The following is a 17,567-nucleotide window of genomic DNA, read 5'->3' on the forward strand; positions in this document are numbered from 1 at the left end:
GATATGTGATCCCACATTCCGGACGATTTTCGGCCGGGGAGTGAGACGGTACAGCTCAGGACACCGCACGGCCCAGGGACGTGGCAGGCTCAGGGCACCGCACGTCTCAGGGAGGCGGCAGGCTCAGGCGGACTCGCGGAGGACCAGCCGGGTCGGCACCACGACCGAGGGCGCGTCGGGTGTGCCGGTCCGTGTGGTGCGGTCGTACAGCAGCCGGGCCATCAGGCGGCCCATGCCCTCGACGTCCTGGTGGACGGTGGTCAGCGGGGGGTCGGTCGTCTCGGCGATCTCGGCCAGGTCGTCGAAGCCGACGACGGCCACGTCGTCCGGCACGCGGTACCCGCGCTCCCGCAGCACTTGCAGGGCCCCGGACGCCATGAAGTCCGAGGCGACGAACACGGCGTCGAGGTCGGGGCACCGGTCGAGCAGCGCGGCCATGGCGTCGGCGCCGCCCTGTCGTGTGTAGTCGGCCCTTTCGACCAGGTGGGGTGCGTCCAGGAGGACGTCCCGGTAGCCGGCGAGCCGGTCGACGGCGGAGTTCTCCTGGTCGTAGGGACCGGTGATGGTCGCGATGCGCCGGCGGCCGAGCGAGACCAGGTGCTGGACGGCCTGCCGGGCTCCCCCGCGGTTGTCGCCGTCGACGTAGGTGTGTCCGCGCACGGTGTCGCCGTCCCGCAGGAGGGGGCGGCCGCCGAAGACGGTGGGCAGGGTGAGCCGGTCGATCATCGCGTGCAGCTGGTCGCCGGGTCGCAGGGAGAACAGCACGGCTCCGTCGACATGGCCGCCGCCGAGGAAGTCGGCCACGCGCGGGTAGTCGTCCGGTTCCTCCAGGAACAGCAGGACGGCCTGCGCGCCGTGCTCGGCGAGTTCTCTGCGGACGCCGCGCAGCAGAAGGTCGAAGAAGGGGTCGAGGAAGAGCCGGTTCTGCGGCTGGGTGGCGACGACGGCGACGGCGTTGGTGCGGTGGGTGACCAGTTGCCGGGCGGCCTGGTTGGGTACGTATCCGAGCTCGGCGATCACTTCCCGGACGCGGTCGACGACCTCCGCCCGCACCCGGGGCTCGGCGTTGATCACCCGGGACACCGTGGACTTCGAGACTCCCGCCCGGCGGGCGACGTCCTCCAGGGTGGGGCGCCGCCCGTTCGTCCACTGCGTCAACACCATCTCCGATACCGCGAGTTGTCCGGTGGCGTACGACGATCAGTATGCCTCTCAATACGCCTCTACGACCTTGACCTCCTCCTCGGTCACCTCGCCGTCGACGATCCGGTAGGAGCGGAACTGGAACTCGCCGAATCCGTCCGTGTCCGCGGTCGAGACGATGACGTAGTGGGCCTGGGGCTCGTGGGCGTAGGAGATGTCGGTGCGGGAGGGGTAGGCCTCGGTCGCGGTGTGCGAGTGGTAGACGACCACCGCCTCCTCGTCCCGGTCCCACATCTCGTCGTGCACCTTTTTGTGCTCGTCGCCGTCGAACCTGTAGAAGGTGGGCGAGCGCTCGGCGTTGAGCATCGGAATGTGGCGCTCGGGCCGGTCGGACTCCTCCGGGCCCGCGATGATGCCGCACGCCTCGTCGGGGTGGTCCGCGCGCGCGTGCGCGACGATCTTGTCGTACAACTCCCGGGTGATGGTCAGCATGCTGGTCAGGATAAGCAGAAGGGCCGTCCCGTACCGAGGGGTGGTACGGGACGGCCCACATGCCGGACACACCGACGGGTTCGTTCAGCCGACCTTGTCGAACCGCGTCTCGTGGCGGTCCGCGATCCGCGGGTTGCGGCTCTTCAGGATCGCCCAGCCGATGCCGAGGGCGGCGGCCCAGCCGGCCATCACGTAGAGGCAGACGCGGGCGTCGGCGTCGTAGGCGATGAGGCCGGTGACGAAGAGCAGGAAGGCGATGGCGACGTAGCTGCACTTCGCGCCGCCCGGCGCCGGGAAGGAGGAGGCGGGCAGGCGGCCCGCGTCGACCGCGCGGCGGTACAGGACGTGGCTGATCAGGATCATCAGCCAGGTCCAGATGCCGGCGGCGGTGGCGACGGAGGTGACGTAGCCGAAGGCCTTCTCCGGGACGACGTAGTTCAGGATCACGCCGATGCCCATGAAGAGCACGGAGACGAGGATGCCGAAGGCGGGCGTCTTGGTCGACGACAGCTTGCTGAAGGCCTTGGGGGCCTCGCCGCTCTCGGCCAGGTTCCGCAGCATGCGGCCGGTGGAGTACATGCCGGAGTTGCAGGAGGACAGGGCGGCGGTCAGCACGACGAAGTTGACGATGCCGGCGCCGGCGGGGATGCCGATGACCGCGAAGGCCTTCACGAAGGGGCTGACGCCGTCGGCGAACTCGGTCCACTTCACCACGCACAGGATGACGGTGAGGGCACCGACGTAGAACAGCGCGATGCGCCAGGGCAGGGTGTTGATCGCCTTGGGGAGGGTCTTCTCGGGGTTCTCGGACTCGCCGGCCGTGACGCCGACGAGCTCGACGGCGAGGTAGGCGAACATGACGCCCTGGAGGGTCATCAGGGACGAGCCGATGCCCTTGGGGAAGAAGCCGTCGAAGGCCCAGAGGTTGGAGACGGCCGCGGTGTCACCGGCGTTGCTGAAGCCGAAGGTGAGCACGCCCAGGCCGATGACGATCATGCCGATCAGGGCGGTGACCTTGACCATGGAGAACCAGAACTCCAGCTCGCCGAAGAGCTTCACGGAGATCAGGTTGACCCCGAAGAGGATCACCAGGAAGACCAGGGCCGTCACCCACTGCGGGATGGACGGGAACCAGTAGTTGACGTAGATCGCGGCGGCGGTGAGTTCCGCCATGCCGGTGACCACCCACATCAGCCAGTACGTCCAGCCGGTGAAGTAGCCGAAGAACGGGCCGAGGAATTCGCGGGAGTACTCCGCGAAGGAGCCCGAGACCGGGCGGTAGAGCAGCAGCTCGCCGAGCGCCCGCATGATGAAGAAGATGATCACGCCCGCGAGGGCGTACATGAGGATCAGGCTGGGTCCGGCCTTGGCGATGTTCGCCCCGGCGCCCAGGAAGAGGCCGACGCCGATGGCGCCGCCGATCGCGATCATCTGGACCTGACGACTGCCGAGCCCGCGCTCGTACCCCTCTTCGGGGGTCTTCTCCGTGTCGACCTGCGCTGAGGTCATGTTGTGGTGCGCCTTTCTCCATGCCGACCCGGGCCTCTCGTCGGCCTCGGATCGGGCCTCGATCCCCCCGGATTGATGGAGTTGAGCGGGCTTCGCGAGCCCGCTCGTGCCTGGCCGGCGATCCGCCGGCTCGGTGGCGCACCCGGCCGAACATACGGGTGGTGTTCGCCGGGCGGTCGTGAAGATTTATCACGGCCGCCACATTGATCACCTGGGGGGAGTGTGGCGCATCACACAGGCAGAGGAGGACAAAGAGGACACAAGAGGGGCACAGTCGGCCCATGCGGTGACGTGATCGTTATCCGGATTTGAGCGTCCTCTGAGCGAACACAGAACCGTCACAAGTCGGGAAACAAACCGTCACAAGTTACGGCAGAAGGGTGGCGACCAGCGTCTCCTGGAGCCCGCCCAGCCACAGATACGCCATCACCATCGGCTTGCGCGGGTCCTCGTCCGGCAGGCGGTAGAGGAGGTCGGTGTCCTCCTCGTCGGTGATCTCCAGCCGGGAGCCGATCGCCAGCCGCAGGTCGTTCAGGGCACCGAGCCACTGCTGGGACTCCTCGGGCGACAGCTTCAGGACCGCCCCGCCCTCACCGGCGGAGGCGAGCGCGTCCAGCGAGCGGATCACCGCGAGGGCGCTGTCGCGCTTGCCGGCCCTGAGGTCGTTCTCGGTGTAGCGGCGGAACTCGGCGGAGTACGCCCGCTGCTCCTCGGCCTCCCTGGCCTGCGGGGTGCCCTCGGGGTCGCTGTAGGCGTCCGGGAAGAGGCGCTTGAGGACCGGGTCGGCGGGCGGCTCGCTCGGGCCCTCGGAGAACAGCTCGGCGAGCGGATCGACATCGGCGTCCTCGGCGGGGCCGGGGCCGATGAGCTCCAGCAGCTGGACGGCCAGCGACCGGATGATGGAGATCTCGACGTCGTCGAGGGCGACGGCCGCGCCGCCGCCGGGGAGCGGTTCGAAGTGTCCTGGCATCAGGGGGTATCGCTACTTCCGGTCCTGCGGGCGGCTGGGGCGGGTCCGGTCCGGCACTGCGCGGCCGGGCCGGGTCATTTCCGGTCCTGCTGGAGCGTGGCCCACAGGCCGTAGCCGTGCATGGCCTGCACGTCGCGTTCCATCTCCTCGCGCGTCCCGCTGGAGACGACCGCCCGGCCCTTGTGGTGGACGTCCAGCATGAGTTTGGTGGCCTTGTCCTTGGAGTACCCGAAGTACGTCTGGAAGACGTAGGTCACATAGCTCATGAGGTTGACCGGGTCGTTGTGGACGATGGTGACCCAGGGGACGTCCGGCTCGGGGACGGCGAAGACCTCCTCCGCCGATTCGGTGCGTTCGATCTCTACGGGAGCGGGTGACGTCACATGGCCCATGCTGCCACGCACGCCATAAATCGTCACACTGACGCGAATGGGGGTAGCATTCGCTGCCATGAACACAGCGGACCTTGGGCTGCCGGTGGACGTTCCCTCTACGGCGCTCTTCACGGACCAGTACGAGCTCACGATGCTGCAAGGCGCCCTGAAGGCGGGCACCGCCGGGCGGCGCAGCGTGTTCGAGGTCTTCACACGGCGGTTGCCGGACGGGCGCCGTTACGGCGTGGTGGCGGGCACCGGCCGCGTGCTGGACGCGGTGGAGAACTTCCGCTTCGACGCGGACGTCCTCGGCTTCCTGCGCGAGCGCGGGATCGTCGACCGGGAGACCCTGGACTGGCTCGCCTCCTACCGCTTCAGCGGTGACATCTGGGGCTACCCCGAGGGCGAGGTGTACTTCCCGGGCTCGCCGATCATGCGGGTCGAGGGCACCTTCGCCGAGTGCGTGCTCCTGGAGACCGTGATCCTGTCGATCCTCAACCACGACTCGGCCATCGCCGCGGCCGCCTCCCGCATGTCCTCCGCCGCCGGAGACCGCCCGCTGATCGAGATGGGCGCCCGCCGCACCCACGAGCTGTCCGCCGTCGCCGCCGCGCGCGCCGCGTACGTCGGCGGCTTCGCCACCACCTCCGACCTGGCGGCCGGCTTCCGCTACGGCATCCCCACCGTGGGCACCAGCGCCCACGCCTTCACCCTGCTCCACGACCGCGAGCGGGACGCCTTCCAGGCCCAGGTCGAGTCGCTGGGCCGCAACACCACGCTGCTCGTGGACACGTACGACGTCACCGAGGCCGTCCGTACGGCCGTGGAGGTCGCCGGGCCCGAACTGGGCGCCGTGCGGATCGACTCCGGCGACCTGCTGCTGGTCGCGCACCGGGTGCGGCAGCAGCTGGACGAGCTGGGGGCGCGGGACACGAAGATCATCGTGACCTCGGACCTCGACGAGTACGCCATCGCCTCGATGGCGGCGGCGCCCGTGGACGCGTACGGCGTCGGCACCCAGCTGGTGACCGGCTCCGGGCACCCGACGGCCTCGATGGTCTACAAGCTGGTCGCTCGCGCCGAGTCCGCCGACCCCAAGGCCCCGCTCGTGCCGGTGGCGAAGAAGTCGACCGGCGGCAAGACCTCCATCGGCGGCCGCAAATGGGCCGCGCGCCGCCTGGACGAGTACGGCGTCGCGGAGGCCGAGGTCGTCGGCACCGGGCCCGTCCCGGGCGAGCTGGCCGACCGGCAGCTCCTTGTCGAGCTCGTCAAGGGCGGCGAGGTCATAGCCCGCGAGCCGCTGGACGTCGTACGCGACCGGCACGCGGCCGCGCGCGCCAACCTGCCGCTGTCGGCGACCCAGCTCTCGCGCGGGGAACCGGTCCTTCCGACGGAGTATGTGCACAAGGGCTCGGGTAGCTAAAGCTGGTGCCCGCATTCACGCGCCCTGTGGCGCCCCCTCCCATCCCGTCACCGAAGTCAATAGGCTCGGAAGTTCACCGGCCGGGCTCGCAGCACCCTTCACCCCCGACCCCATAGCCGAAGGACACCGACCATGCGCCGCGCCTTGATCGTCGTAGACGTGCAGAACGACTTCTGCGAGGGGGGCAGCCTCGCGGTGACCGGGGGTGCCGATGTGGCCGCCGCCGTCACCGAGTTGATCGGGCAGGCGGCCGGCTCCGGCTACCAGCACGTCGTCGCCACTCGCGACCACCACATCGCCCCCGGCGGCCACTTCGCCGACAACCCCGACTACGTCAGCTCCTGGCCCGCGCACTGCGTCGCCGGCACCGAGGGCGTGGGCTTCCACCCGAACTTCGCTCCCGCGGTCGCCTCCGGCGCGATCGACGCCGTCTTCGACAAGGGGGCGTACGCGGCGGCGTACAGCGGGTTCGAGGGCGCCGACGAGAACGGGGTGACGCTGGCCGACTGGCTGCGGGCCCGCGAGGTCGAGGAGGTGGACGTGGTGGGGATCGCCACCGACCACTGCGTCCGGGCCACCGCCCTGGACGCCATACGGGAGGGCTTCCGCACGCACGTGCTGCTCGACCTCACCGCCGGGGTGGCCGGGGAGACCACCGAGCGGGCGCTGGAGGAGATGCGGGAGGCGGGCGTGGAGCTCTCCGGGAAGCCCGTGGTCGCCTAGGTCGCCTAGGGCCCGCCCGTGGAGCCCCGAGGGCTCACGCCGCGGCCGGCGGGCGTCTCAGGAGCGCCCTGATCGGCTGCCACAGCTCCTGGACGAGCTCCGGACCGCCGACGCCGTTGTCGGGTGCCGTACGCCATATGAGGCCGTCCGGGTGGTGCAGGACCGCGGTGATCTCGTCCGGGGTCGGCGGTGCGGCGTTGCCCCGCAGGTACACCGCCCGCATGCCCAGGTTGCGCAGCCTGGTCAAGGCCCGCGCCCGGTTCTGGGCGTGCACGAGCACGCGGACGCTGCCCGTGCCGTGGGTCGTGGGGCTGGGCAGGTTCAGCGCCACCACCACACTGCCTGTCGGCAGCTTGCAGAAACCTCCTGCGGCCATGCGGTCACTCCCCCGTGCGAGTCGGCGTCGATGTCGGTGTCAATAAGCGAGGCACAGGACGCACCTAAACACGATCGGCGGCAACCCGCCAGGGGGTCATCGTTGACAAGCCTTTGACCTGCGGAAATGCTGTCTACTCTGCGGACGGGCCGAACTGGACCATGATCGTCGAACCGTCCGGAAACTCCTTGAAGATCTTGATCCGGGCGTTGGTGTCAGTGACGCGGGCGCCGGCGAGGGTTCATTTCTCGGATATGTGACGGCCAACCGAACAGGCGCGCGGATCCGTCCACCTGCTGGACGCCATGAACCTGTGCGCCCCCCGTGCACCGGCACTGTTGGTCAGGTCACGCTTACCGTTCGTTCCACTCGGGCATGCAGGCGATTAGAGTCGATTGGCGGAACGCCCCGAAAACGGCGGAAAGCCAGGCCGACACCCCCGTGGACCCCCACTTCCGAGGACACGATTGCCATGCCTCGTCCGACTGCCGCACAGCTCGCCTACGGCTCCTGCACCGTGATCTTCTCGACGCTCGCCATGCTGCTGCTGTCACAGACGAGTTCGGGCGTGGGGATCGCGGTCATCGCCGTCGCGGCGCTCGCCCTCGGGCTTCTGGTCGCCATGACGGCCCCGACACCGAAGTCCCGCCTGATCGCGGTACGGCAGCCCGCCGTGCAGGAGGCGGAGCAGGCGGAGGCGCCCGTGCCGGCCTCCATCGCCGCGAGGGCGTCCGAGCCCGTGCACGAGCGGGCTGCTTCCTGAACTCAGCCGGTACTGAAGCTCAGTCGGTGCTGAACTCACTGACGCTGATCGTCAGGTGGTGCTGACCACCACCGTCTTGGCCGCCTTGTCGTGCAGGCCCTGCTTGTAGGGCTTGTCGAAGAAGCTCCAACCGCCCGAGATCGCCGTCCAGATGCAGGCGCAGCAGAACGCGAACGGAATCCACAGCACCGCCGAGCGGATCAGCGTGCTCTGCACGGAGGGCGTGGCGCCGTTGTCGAGGTTCGCCACCCGCATGCCCAGCCACTTCTTGCCGAGCGTCTGACCCGACTTGGCGATCATGAAGGTGTCGTACCCGATGTAGAGCACCGCGGCGACCAGCGACTGTCCGAGGGACTTGCCGTACTCGACGTCGTCGCTGTCCACGTCGTACTCGTTGACCCCGAATCCCCAGGTGAGCAGCCAGACCACGACGCCCACGAGGATCATGTCGATGATCCGGGCGAGCGTGCGCTTGCCGCTGTCCGCGAGCGGCGGCATGCCCGCGAGCGGGTCGCCGGGGTAGCCGCCACCGCCGTAGGGGCCGCCGCCTTGGTCGGGCGGGGGCTGACCGCCGTACGGTGAGCCCGCGCCCTCGGCCGGCGGGGGCTGCTTCCTGAACGGGTCGTCTTCCGGTGGCTGCTGACCGGAGCCGGGAGGCGGTTCACTGCTCATGGCCCGAGTCGACCGCGAACACCCCGGTTCCGCATCCGGCGAGCGGCCGTCCGGGCTACCGAATTCCTTATGTCTTCCGCGGTACGACTCAGCCCGCTACGAACGTATGCGCGACCTTGTCGTGCCAGCACTGGTGCCAGGGCCTGTCGAACAGGCCCCACAGGACACCCACGAGACCGATGGCAAGCAGGCCGGGCACGCTGTAGACGGCCCAGCGGCGCAGGGCCGCGCCGAAGGACGGGGGCTCGTGGGCCTCGATGTCCCGCACCTCCAGACCGAGCAGCTTCTTGCCGAGCGTGCGGCCCCACTTGGCGGTGGGCAGCGCCTCGTAGAGGACACCGGCGAGGAGCAGGACGGCGAGGATGATGCCCAGGTACACGGAGGTCGTGCCGTCGAGCAGCCAGACGGTGACAGTCTCGCCGGACAGCTTGGCCGCGTCGATCTTCTCGTTGACGTGGTCGATCGCCTTGATGCCGAGCGGTACGGCGGCCACTGCGGTGACGGCCCCGAGGACGAGGGAGTCCACCAGGCGGGCGACCAGCCGCTTGCCGAGGCTCGCGGGGCGGGCGGAGGCCTGGCGCCGGGCGGCCGCCTGGAAGATGTCCTCGACCGGCGGCTTCCAGGGCGTGACGGGCTGCTCGTCGTCGGCGCCCGCGAGTCGGTGCACCTGCTGGGCCCAGGAGGGCTGACCGCCGCCGACGCCGCTCGTCACCGGGGCGGCGGCATTCGGGGCGGCGGACTGCGGGCCGCCGGGCTGCTGGGGCACGCTCGGGGCGGCCGCCTGCTGCTGCGGGCCGGCCGTCGGGGGTGCCTGCTGCGGGCCGGAGAGGGCGGCGGAGGCGGGGGCCTGGGCGGCTGCCGCGCGGGCCGCGGCGGCCTTTCCGGCGCCGAAGCCGGGGGCACCGGGAGTGCCGGGGGCGGGCTGTGCGCCCGCGGTGCCCGGTCCGCCCGTGCTCCCCTGCCGCGCCGTGCGCGGGGAGAGCGCGCGGAACGTCATGGTGCCGTCGTCGGACCCGGGGCCACCGGGGCCCGGTACGCCGGGTGTTCCCGCCCCCGCGCGGCCCGTCGCACCCGGGCCGGAGCGGTCGGCGCCGCCTGCCGCTCCCCCGGGCCCGGCCGTGGCCCGGCGGAAGACGAACGTGTTGCCGGAGGCGACGTCGCCCGCGTCCGGCTCGGCCGGCGGGATCGTCGCCGTGCCGTCCGTGCGGGCCGAGTGGCCGTCCGGCTGGGCGGGACCGTCGCCGGGGTCCGCCGGGCGCGGCACCCTCGGGTCGGCGCCCTGCGGGGCGCCCTGAGCGCTCTGAGCCCCTTGCGGAGCGTCTTGCGGGGACCCCCAGGACACCCGGCGGTCCGGTTCGCCCCCGAATCCCGTCTGCCGGGAGCGGTCGGCGCCCCAGGCGGACGCGGGCTCGGGCCGGCTGCCGTGCTGGGCCTCCGCGGCCGCGCCGGTCGTGCCGGGTTCGTCGGCCGGGTCCTCGTCGAAGAAGTGCGGGCCCGTCTCCTCGACCGGTGCCGCGTCCTGGCCCTGCTGGGCGCCGGGCGGCGGGGCGAGCGGTTCGCCGTCCGCGGGGGCCGGACGGCTGGTGCCCGGAACCCAGGAGGCACCGTTCCAGTACCGGACATATCCAGGAATGGACGGGTCCGGGTAATACCCTTCGCGGGGCCTGTCGTCACCGGGGGCCGGGGTTGGGGCGCTCATGTCCGTCGTCCGGTATCTGCTCGGGGGTCAAATAGGGGCCTCCACATCTATCAGACCGGCGCGACAACCACCGCCAGTCCCGCGGGACCCACCCCTTTCCGGGCAACCTCGTCCACGTACTTCTCACGTTCTGGAATCTCGCTGGGACGTCTCAGGAACGTCACTGGAACCACTCTCGCAACGCCTCTCGCAGCGGGCGCGAAAAAAAATCCGAGAACCCGCGTAATGCTTCCGCCCGCGCCCCCTCTCCACCCGTACGGGCCCACCGCGGGCCCGCGCGAGAGACCCGAGAGAGGAACGAACGCCATGCACTGCACCCTCGTGGAGCGCGACCTGGAGATCGGACTCGTCCTGTCCCCCGAGCGCAGCGTCCCGGTCCCGGCCCGGCTCGGCTACCGCTCCGACGACCCGTACGCCGTCCACATCACCTTCCACGTCAACTCCGCGCATCCGGTGCACTGGACGTTCTCCCGTGACGTCCTGGTGGAGGGGGTGTTCCGGCCGTCCGGGCACGGGGACGTGCGGGTGTGGCCGGCCAAGTCGGAGGGCCGCGGCGTCGTCCTGATGGCGCTGAGTTCCCCTGAGGGTGACGCCCTCCTGGAGGTCCCCGCCGCCCAGCTGTCCGCCTGGCTGGAGCGGACGCTGCGGGTGGTGCCCCCGGGGACCGAGGGCGAGCAGCTCGGCATCGACGAGGCGCTCGACGAGCTGTTCGCCCGGTGACGAGCGCCGGACGCGGTCAGAACAGCTTGCCCGGGTTCAGGATCCCCAGCGGGTCGAAGGCCGCCTTGATCGCCCGCTGCATCTCCACGCCCACCGGGCCGATCTCGCGGGCCAGCCACTCCTTCTTCAGGACACCAACGCCGTGCTCGCCGGTGATCGTGCCGCCGAGTTCCAGACCGAGGGCCATGATCTCGTCGAAGGACTCGCGGGCGCGCCGGGACTCGTCGGGGTCCGCCGCGTCGAAGCAGACCGTCGGGTGGGTGTTGCCGTCGCCGGCGTGGGCGACGACGCCGATGGTGAGCCGGTACTTCTCGGCGATCCGCTCGGTCCCTTCGAGCATCTCGCCGAGCCTGGAGCGGGGCACGCACACGTCGTCGATCATCGTGGTGCCCTTCACCGCCTCAAGGGCGGTGAGCGACAACCGCCGTGCCTGGAGGAGCAGCTCGGATTCGGCCGCGTCGTCGGCCGGGACGACCTGGGTGGCGCCGGCTGCCTCGCACAGCGCGCCGACCGCGGCGAGGTCGGCGGCCGGGTCCGCGGTGTCGAAGGCAGCCAGCAACAGGGCTTCCGTGCTGTCCGGGAGTCCCATGTGCGCCAGGTCGTTGACCGCCGTCACCGTCGTACGGTCCATCAGTTCGAGGAGGGACGGTACGTGGCCTCCCGCCATGATCCGGCACACGGCGTCGCAGGCGGCGGCCCCGGACGGGAACTCGGCCGCCAGCACCAACTGCTCGGGCGGCTGCGGCTTGAGGGCCAGGACCGCCCGGACGACGATGCCGAGCGAGCCCTCGGAGCCGACGAACAGGCGGGTCAGGTCGTATCCGGCGACACCCTTCGCCGTACGGCGGCCGGTGGACATCAAGCGTCCGTCGGCGAGGACGACGTCCAGGCCGAGGACGTACTCGGCCGTCACCCCGTACTTCACGCAGCACAGGCCGCCGGAGGCGGTGCCGATGTTGCCGCCGATGGTGCACATCTCCCAGCTGGAGGGGTCGGGAGGGTAGTAGAGGCCGTGTTCGTTGACCGCGCGGGACAGGGCCGCGTTGATGACGCCGGGCTCGACCACGGCGATGCGGTCGACCGGGTTGATCTCGAGGATGCGGTCCATCTTCGTCAGGGACAGCACGACGCAGTCGTCGGAGGCGTTGGCCGCGCCCGACAGGCCCGTGCGGGCGCCCTGCGGTACCACCGGGACGCGCAGCTCGGTGGCGGTGCGCATGACGTGCTGGACCTCTTCGACCGTGCGCGGGAGGACGACCACGGCGGGGGTGCCGGCCGGGCAGAAGCCGGCCATGTCGTTGGCGTAGGAGGCCGTGACGTCCGGGTCGGTGAGGACGGCCTCGGCGGGCAGACCGCCCAGCAGCCGGTCGACGAGGTCGCCGGTCGCTGCCACGTCTTTGTCGGCAGGCGCTTCGATGCGGCTCATGATCACAGGTTCGCACTCCACGGCCATCGGTGTGAACCCCGTGTACGGCAGCCGCCGTATGCCGGGGCGCGGTCGCCGTACTGACGCAGAGTGAGCGCCATGGAGAACCAAGCGGAGGAGCGGCCCTCACGTACCCGTCCACGTATCGGTCGGCGTGTGCTGATCGCCTCGGTCGCCGGGTGTGCCGTGCTCGGCGGTGTGCTGTGGTTGCTGCCCCGGGAAGGGACGGCGACGCGGGCGCCCGCACCGGCGCCGGGGGCGCAGGCGCAGGCGGCGGTCACCGGCCGGGTGCCGGCCGCGCTGCCGGATCTGGCGGTGCTGATCGGCGAGCGCGAGAGCCGGGTGCGCGAACATCCCAAGGACGCGCGGTCGTGGGCGCTGCTCGGGGCGGCCTACGTGGAGCAGGGGCGGCGGACGGCGGACCCGGCGTACTACCCGAAGGCCGAGAAGGCGCTGCGGACCTCGCTCAAGGTGCGGGCGAAGGGAAACGACGAAGAGGTCGCGGCGCTCGGGGGCCTGGCGGACCTCGCGAACGCGCGGCGGGACTTCCGGGCGGCGCGGACCTGGGCGGAGGCCGCGCGGAGGCTGGAACCGAAGCGGTGGACGACATATCCGCTGCTGATCGACGCCTACACCGGCCTCGGCGATCACAAGGCGGTCGGCAAGGTCCTCGACCAGCTCATGAAGCTGCACTCCGGGCCGGCCGTGATGGCGCGGGCGGCGGCCGTCTACCGCGACCGGGGCCGGCGGGAGGACGCGGCCGCGCAGCTCGCCGACGCGGTGGCGGGGGCCGAGGCGCCGGCGGAGCGGGCGGCGTATCTGGAGCGGGCCGGGCAGCTGGCCTGGGAGCGCGGGGACCGGGAGGTCGCGCTGCGGCACTTCCAGGAGGCCGTACGGATCGACCCCGACCAGCGGGCCGCGCAGGCCGGGCAGGGGCGGGCGCTGGCGGCGCTGGGGCGGACGACGGAGGCGCTGAACGCCTACCGGGCGGCTCTCGCCAAGCAGCCTTGTCCTCAGTACGCCCTGGAGCTGGGCGAGTTGTACGAGTCGCTGGGGCTCGGGCAGGCGGCGCGCGTGCAGTACGACCTGTTGCGGGAGCGGGTGCGCAAGGCCGCCGCGGGCGGGGCGGACGAGGAGCTGGTGCTCGGGCAGTTCGAGGCGGATCACGGTGATCCGCGGGAGGCGGTACGGCGGCTGCGGGCCGAGTGGGCCCGTCAGCCGGGCATCGCGGTGGCCGACGCGCTCGGGTGGGCGCTGCACCGGGCCGGCCGGCCGGAGGAGGCGCTGCGGTTCGCCACGAGGGCGACGGACGAGACGAAGGGGGGCGGGGTGCGCAGCGCGCTGTACGCGTATCACCGGGGCATGATCGAGCGGGAGCTGGAGCGGTACGGGTCGGCCCGCAGGCATCTGGAGGAGGCGCTGCGGATCAACCCGTACTTCTCTCCGCTGGGGGCGCGGATGGCTCGGGCGGTGTTGACGGAACTCGGGGAGCCGTCACTGGCGGGCGCGCCCGAGCGCTGACCTGGCGCGCGGGCCGCTACTACAGGTTGCCGCGCTTGGCCTGTTCGCGCTCGATCGCCTCGAACAGGGCCTTGAAGTTGCCCTTGCCGAAGCCCATCGAGCCGTGCCGTTCGATGAGTTCGAAGAACACCGTCGGCCGGTCCTGGACCGGCTTGGTGAAGATCTGCAGCAGGTAGCCGTCCTCGTCGCGGTCGGCGAGGATCTTCTGCTCGCGCAGGGTCTCGACCGGGACGCGGGTGTCGCCGACCCACTCGCCGAGGGTGTCGTAGTACGAGTCCGGGGTCTCCAGGAACTGGACGCCGGCCGCCCGCATGGTCCGTACCGTCTCGACGATGTCGTTGGTGTTGAGCGCGATGTGCTGGACGCCGGCGCCGCCGTAGAACTCCAGGTACTCGTCGATCTGGGACTTCTTCTTGGCGAGGGCGGGCTCGTTGATCGGGAACTTGACCTTGAGGGTGCCGTCGGCGACGACCTTCGACATCAGCGCGCTGTATTCGGTGGCGATGTCGTCGCCCACGAACTCCTTCATGTTCGTGAAGCCCATGACCTTGTTGTAGAAGCCGACCCACTCGTCCATCCGGCCGAGTTCGACGTTGCCGACGCAGTGGTCGATGGCCTGGAAGGTGCGGTGGGCGGGTGGTTCGACGAGGGGGCTCGCGGCGGCGAAGCCGGGGAGGTAAGGGCCGTCGTAGCCCGTCCGTTCGACGAGGGTGTGGCGGGTCTCGCCGTACGTGGCGATCGCGGCGAGGACGACCGTGCCGTGCTCGTCCTTCAGTTCGTACGGCTCGGCGATCGAGCGGGCGCCGTGCTCGACCGCGTAGGCGTAGGCGGCGCGCGCGTCCGGGACCTCGATGGCGAGGTCGATGACGCCGTCGCCGTGCTCGGCCACGTGCTGGGCGAGGAAGTGGCCCCAGGGGGTGGCGGGCTTGATGACGGAGGTGAGGACGAAGCGGGCGGAGCCGTTCTCCAGGACGTAGCTCGCGGTCTCACGGCTGCCGTTCTCCGGTCCGGAGTAGGCGACCAGCCGCATGCCGAAGGCGGTGGAGTAGTAGTGCGCCGCCTGCTTGGCGTTGCCCACGGCGAAGACGACCGCGTCCATTCCCTTGACCGGGAAGGGATCGGCCTGCCGGGCGGTGTCGGGAGTGTGGTGTGTGGTCTGCGTCATGATTGCAGCCTCGCGCCGCCTCGCAAGGTGCGCAATAGTTGGCTTTTTCGCTGGGCAAGGTGACCAGCTCAATGCGCGCTTCGGCGGGCTTTGTGTACAGGATGACCAGTGACAGGCCGATGCCGGGAGGCCGCTGTGGGGATCGACGAGTTGGACGGGCGGATCATCGTGCTGCTGGCGCGGGAGCCGCGCATCGGGGTGCTGGAGATGTCCCGGCGGCTGGGGGTTGCCCGGGGGACCGTGCAGGCGCGCCTGGACCGGCTTACGTCGAATGGAGTCATCCGCGGGTTCGGGCCGGACGTGGACTCGGCGGCGCTCGGATATCCGGTCACCGCGTTCGCGACGCTGCAGATCCGGCAGGGGCAAGGGGCGGACGTACGGGCGCACTTGGCGACCGTGCCGGAGGTGCTGGAGCTGCACACCACGACGGGGACCGGGGACATGCTGTGCCGCCTGGTGGCACGCTCGAACGCCGATCTCCAGCGGGTCATCGACCTGGTTGTCGGTTTTGATGGGATCGTCCGGGCCTCCACGGCGATCGTCATGGAGACCGCCGTTCCACTGCGGGTCATTCCGCTGGTGGAGCAGGCGGCGGGAGACCGCGAGAGCACTTAGGCCGACCTGGGGTGAGCTGACGTGAACTTCTGGGAGTACCTCGGCAACCGCCACCAACAGCTGCTGACGGACGCCTACCAGCACGCGAGCGCCGTCTTCCAGTGCATGGTCGTGGCGACGCTGATCGGGGTGCTGATCGGCGTCGTCACGTACCGGAGCGAGTGGGCGGGCAGCCTCGCGACCACGGCCACCTCGACCCTCCTGACCATTCCGTCGCTCGCCATGATCGGTCTGCTCATCCCGATCGTGGGCCTGGGCGTGCCGCCCACGGTGATCGCGCTGACGCTGTACGGGCTGCTGCCGATCGTGCGCAACTCGATCGTCGGGCTGCGCGGGGTCGATCCCTCGCTGGTGGAAGCGGCCCGGGGCATCGGCATGTCCCGGCTCGCGCGTCTTGCGCGGATCGAGCTGCCGCTGGCCTGGCCGCCGATCCTGACCGGCATCCGGGTCTCGACGCAGATGCTGATGGGCATCGCGGCGATCGCGGCCTTCGCCTCCGGGCCCGGCCTCGGCAACGTGATCTTCCGCGGCCTCGGCTCCCTCGGCAGCAAGAACGCGCTCAACCAGGTGCTCGCGGGAACCCTCGGGATCATCGTCCTGGCCCTGCTGTTCGACGCCGCGTACGTGCTGATCGGGCGGCTGACCATTCCCAGGGGGATCCGTGCCTGAGCCGAGTGTCGCGGGGCCGAGTGGCGGGGGGTCGAGTGTCGCGGGGTCGAGTGTCGCGGGGTCGAGTGTCGCGGGCGCCACCATCGAGCTGGAGCACCTGACCAAGCAGTATCCCGGCAATCCGTTGCCGTCCGTCGACAACGTCAACATGGAGATCGAGGCGGGCGAGATCGTCATCCTCGTCGGCCCGTCCGGCTGCGGTAAGTCCACAACCCTCAAGATGATCAACAGGTTGATCGAGCCGACCGGCGGACGCATCCGGATCAACGGCGAGGACGTCACCGACATGGACCCGGTCGAGCTGCGCCGCAAGATCGGGTACGCGATCCAGGCCTCCGGCCTCTTCCCGCACATGACGGTCGCCCAGAACATCGCGCTCGTACCGAAGATGATCGGCTGGCCGAAGGCCCGGATCAGGGCACGGGTCGAGGAGATGCTCGACCTGGTCGGGCTGGACCCCGGGGAGTTCCACGGCCGCTACCCCCGCCAGCTCTCCGGCGGCCAGCAGCAGCGGGTGGGGGTGGCGCGGGCGCTCGCCGCCGATCCGCCGGTGCTGTTGATGGACGAGCCGTTCGGCGCGGTCGACCCGATCACCCGGGACCATCTGCAGGACGAGTTGATCAGGTTGCAGCACGAGTTGCACAAGACGATCGTCTTCGTCACCCACGACTTCGACGAGGCGATCAAGCTGGGCGACCGGATCGCGGTGCTCCGGGAGCGGTCGCACATCGCCCAGTTCGACACTCCGGAGGCGATCCTCACCAACCCGGCGGACGACTTCGTGTCCGGTTTCGTGGGCGCGGGGGCCGCTTTGAAGCGGCTGAACCTGACCCGCGTACGGGACGTGGAGATCACCGACTACCCGACGCTGGCCATCGACGAACCGCTCCAGGAGATCTTCAGCAAGCTCCGCACCAGCGGCACCAACGAGATCCTGCTGCTCGACAAGCGCGGCCGGCCCTACAAGTGGCTCAGGCGCGGCGACCTGATGCGCGCCAAGGGCTCGCTGGCCAGGGCCGGGACGCTGGTGAGCGACACGGTGACCAGCGACGCGACCCTGCGGGACGCCCTGGAGGCGGTGCTCACCGACAGCTCGGGGCGGGTGGCGGTCACCGGGCGGCGCGGCGAGTACACGGGCGTCGTGGACGTGGAGACGCTGATGAACTCCGTGCACGAGCTGATGGAGGCGGACCGGCTGGAGGCGATCGAGGCCCGGCACGAGCTGGAGCAGACGCGCGCCCCGCAGACGCACGCCGAGCAGGAGGGCCACGGAGGGGAGCCGAAGGCGTGACCGGTACGGAGCTGGA

General features: G+C 70.6%; 18 protein-coding genes. 8 read left to right on the plus strand and 10 right to left on the minus strand.

Going from position 1 to position 17,567, the window contains the following annotated elements:
• Positions 1-123 precede the first annotated feature (123 nt).
• The 5 genes from Q4V64_RS19445 to clpS form a co-directional block, all read right to left on the minus strand.
• Positions 124-1,164, minus strand: a complete 1,041-nt coding sequence (locus tag Q4V64_RS19445) for a LacI family DNA-binding transcriptional regulator (protein ID WP_124441872.1) — start codon at positions 1,162-1,164, stop codon at positions 124-126.
• 48 nt (positions 1,165-1,212) lie between these two features.
• Positions 1,213-1,635, minus strand: coding sequence for a M67 family metallopeptidase (locus Q4V64_RS19450; RefSeq protein ID WP_124441871.1), 423 nt, complete (start codon positions 1,633-1,635; stop codon positions 1,213-1,215).
• Between the two features lie 84 nt (positions 1,636-1,719).
• The gene (locus Q4V64_RS19455) at positions 1,720-3,144 is read right to left on the minus strand and encodes an amino acid permease (protein ID WP_124441870.1); all 1,425 of its coding nucleotides are present in this window, start codon (positions 3,142-3,144) and stop codon (positions 1,720-1,722) included.
• Between the two features lie 367 nt (positions 3,145-3,511).
• Complete coding sequence (locus tag Q4V64_RS19460; RefSeq protein ID WP_124441869.1) at positions 3,512-4,114, minus strand: DUF2017 domain-containing protein; 603 nt, start codon at positions 4,112-4,114, stop codon at positions 3,512-3,514.
• 74 nt (positions 4,115-4,188) lie between these two features.
• Positions 4,189-4,506: an ATP-dependent Clp protease adapter ClpS gene (clpS, locus tag Q4V64_RS19465; RefSeq protein WP_095754611.1), complete on the minus strand. Its 318-nt coding sequence runs from the start codon at positions 4,504-4,506 to the stop codon at positions 4,189-4,191.
• A gap of 58 nt (positions 4,507-4,564) precedes the next feature.
• Here clpS and Q4V64_RS19470 point away from each other — a divergent pair, with 58 nt between their 5' ends.
• A complete protein-coding gene (locus Q4V64_RS19470; RefSeq protein WP_124441868.1) occupies positions 4,565-5,911 on the plus strand; it encodes a nicotinate phosphoribosyltransferase in 1,347 nt (448 codons plus the stop codon).
• A gap of 132 nt (positions 5,912-6,043) precedes the next feature.
• A complete protein-coding gene (locus tag Q4V64_RS19475; RefSeq protein WP_124441867.1) occupies positions 6,044-6,634 on the plus strand; it encodes a nicotinamidase in 591 nt (196 codons plus the stop codon).
• 34 nt (positions 6,635-6,668) lie between these two features.
• Here Q4V64_RS19475 and Q4V64_RS19480 read toward each other — a convergent pair whose 3' ends face one another.
• Positions 6,669-7,010, minus strand: coding sequence for a hypothetical protein (locus Q4V64_RS19480; RefSeq protein ID WP_124441866.1), 342 nt, complete (start codon positions 7,008-7,010; stop codon positions 6,669-6,671).
• Positions 7,011-7,482: 472 nt separating this feature from the next.
• Here Q4V64_RS19480 and Q4V64_RS19485 point away from each other — a divergent pair, with 472 nt between their 5' ends.
• Positions 7,483-7,773 (plus strand): hypothetical protein, encoded by a 291-nt coding sequence (locus Q4V64_RS19485; protein WP_172629336.1) that lies wholly within the window; start codon positions 7,483-7,485, stop codon positions 7,771-7,773.
• 51 nt (positions 7,774-7,824) lie between these two features.
• Here the strand turns inward: Q4V64_RS19485 and Q4V64_RS19490 are convergent, their stop codons facing one another.
• Together Q4V64_RS19490 and Q4V64_RS19495 are read right to left on the minus strand one after the other, a co-directional pair.
• Positions 7,825-8,445 carry an RDD family protein gene (locus Q4V64_RS19490; RefSeq protein WP_124441865.1) on the minus strand — a complete coding sequence of 207 codons (621 nt, stop codon included), beginning with the start codon at positions 8,443-8,445 and terminating at the stop codon, positions 7,825-7,827.
• An 88-nt stretch (positions 8,446-8,533) separates the two neighbouring features.
• Positions 8,534-10,144 carry an RDD family protein gene (locus tag Q4V64_RS19495; protein ID WP_124441864.1) on the minus strand — a complete coding sequence of 537 codons (1,611 nt, stop codon included), beginning with the start codon at positions 10,142-10,144 and terminating at the stop codon, positions 8,534-8,536.
• A gap of 306 nt (positions 10,145-10,450) precedes the next feature.
• Here Q4V64_RS19495 and Q4V64_RS19500 point away from each other — a divergent pair, with 306 nt between their 5' ends.
• Complete coding sequence (locus tag Q4V64_RS19500; RefSeq protein WP_124441863.1) at positions 10,451-10,864, plus strand: SsgA family sporulation/cell division regulator; 414 nt, start codon at positions 10,451-10,453, stop codon at positions 10,862-10,864.
• 16 nt (positions 10,865-10,880) lie between these two features.
• Here Q4V64_RS19500 and Q4V64_RS19505 read toward each other — a convergent pair whose 3' ends face one another.
• Positions 10,881-12,296 carry an FAD-linked oxidase C-terminal domain-containing protein gene (locus Q4V64_RS19505; RefSeq protein WP_124442177.1) on the minus strand — a complete coding sequence of 472 codons (1,416 nt, stop codon included), beginning with the start codon at positions 12,294-12,296 and terminating at the stop codon, positions 10,881-10,883.
• Between the two features lie 93 nt (positions 12,297-12,389).
• Between Q4V64_RS19505 and Q4V64_RS19510 the strand changes: the two genes are divergently transcribed.
• Complete coding sequence (locus Q4V64_RS19510) at positions 12,390-13,811, plus strand: tetratricopeptide repeat protein (protein WP_124441862.1); 1,422 nt, start codon at positions 12,390-12,392, stop codon at positions 13,809-13,811.
• A 19-nt stretch (positions 13,812-13,830) separates the two neighbouring features.
• Here Q4V64_RS19510 and hppD read toward each other — a convergent pair whose 3' ends face one another.
• Complete coding sequence (gene hppD, locus Q4V64_RS19515; protein WP_124441861.1) at positions 13,831-14,976, minus strand: 4-hydroxyphenylpyruvate dioxygenase; 1,146 nt, start codon at positions 14,974-14,976, stop codon at positions 13,831-13,833.
• A gap of 135 nt (positions 14,977-15,111) precedes the next feature.
• Between hppD and Q4V64_RS19520 the strand changes: the two genes are divergently transcribed.
• Genes Q4V64_RS19520 through Q4V64_RS19530 form a run of 3 tightly spaced genes read left to right on the plus strand, consistent with a single transcriptional unit; the run spans position 15,112 to position 17,551 of the window.
• Positions 15,112-15,591 carry an Lrp/AsnC family transcriptional regulator gene (locus tag Q4V64_RS19520; RefSeq protein WP_124441860.1) on the plus strand — a complete coding sequence of 160 codons (480 nt, stop codon included), beginning with the start codon at positions 15,112-15,114 and terminating at the stop codon, positions 15,589-15,591.
• Positions 15,592-15,612: 21 nt separating this feature from the next.
• The gene (locus Q4V64_RS19525; protein ID WP_124441859.1) at positions 15,613-16,260 is read left to right on the plus strand and encodes an ABC transporter permease; all 648 of its coding nucleotides are present in this window, start codon (positions 15,613-15,615) and stop codon (positions 16,258-16,260) included.
• Positions 16,253-17,551 (plus strand): ABC transporter ATP-binding protein, encoded by a 1,299-nt coding sequence (locus Q4V64_RS19530; RefSeq protein WP_124441858.1) that lies wholly within the window; start codon positions 16,253-16,255, stop codon positions 17,549-17,551. Before Q4V64_RS19525 ends, Q4V64_RS19530 begins: the two co-directional genes overlap by 8 nt.
• Positions 17,552-17,567 lie beyond the last annotated feature (16 nt).

It is taken from the genome of Streptomyces sp. NL15-2K (assembly GCF_030551255.1).
Classification (GTDB): Bacteria; Actinomycetota; Actinomycetes; order Streptomycetales; family Streptomycetaceae; genus Streptomyces.

What these genes read in the sequence shown, in the direction of transcription:
- Q4V64_RS19445 (WP_124441872.1), bottom strand. Translation starts at nt 1,164, where the DNA reads ATGGTGTTGACGCAGTGGACGAACGGGCGGCGCCCCACCCTGGAGGAC.
- Q4V64_RS19450 (WP_124441871.1), bottom strand. Translation starts at nt 1,635, where the DNA reads ATGCTGACCATCACCCGGGAGTTGTACGACAAGATCGTCGCGCACGCG.
- Q4V64_RS19455 (WP_124441870.1), bottom strand. Translation starts at nt 3,144, where the DNA reads ATGACCTCAGCGCAGGTCGACACGGAGAAGACCCCCGAAGAGGGGTAC.
- Q4V64_RS19460 (WP_124441869.1), bottom strand. Translation starts at nt 4,114, where the DNA reads ATGCCAGGACACTTCGAACCGCTCCCCGGCGGCGGCGCGGCCGTCGCC.
- clpS (WP_095754611.1), bottom strand. Translation starts at nt 4,506, where the DNA reads ATGGGCCATGTGACGTCACCCGCTCCCGTAGAGATCGAACGCACCGAA.
- Q4V64_RS19470 (WP_124441868.1), top strand. Translation starts at nt 4,565, where the DNA reads ATGAACACAGCGGACCTTGGGCTGCCGGTGGACGTTCCCTCTACGGCG.
- Q4V64_RS19475 (WP_124441867.1), top strand. Translation starts at nt 6,044, where the DNA reads ATGCGCCGCGCCTTGATCGTCGTAGACGTGCAGAACGACTTCTGCGAG.
- Q4V64_RS19480 (WP_124441866.1), bottom strand. Translation starts at nt 7,010, where the DNA reads ATGGCCGCAGGAGGTTTCTGCAAGCTGCCGACAGGCAGTGTGGTGGTG.
- Q4V64_RS19485 (WP_172629336.1), top strand. Translation starts at nt 7,483, where the DNA reads ATGCCTCGTCCGACTGCCGCACAGCTCGCCTACGGCTCCTGCACCGTG.
- Q4V64_RS19490 (WP_124441865.1), bottom strand. Translation starts at nt 8,445, where the DNA reads ATGAGCAGTGAACCGCCTCCCGGCTCCGGTCAGCAGCCACCGGAAGAC.
- Q4V64_RS19495 (WP_124441864.1), bottom strand. Translation starts at nt 10,144, where the DNA reads ATGAGCGCCCCAACCCCGGCCCCCGGTGACGACAGGCCCCGCGAAGGG.
- Q4V64_RS19500 (WP_124441863.1), top strand. Translation starts at nt 10,451, where the DNA reads ATGCACTGCACCCTCGTGGAGCGCGACCTGGAGATCGGACTCGTCCTG.
- Q4V64_RS19510 (WP_124441862.1), top strand. Translation starts at nt 12,390, where the DNA reads ATGGAGAACCAAGCGGAGGAGCGGCCCTCACGTACCCGTCCACGTATC.
- hppD (WP_124441861.1), bottom strand. Translation starts at nt 14,976, where the DNA reads ATGACGCAGACCACACACCACACTCCCGACACCGCCCGGCAGGCCGAT.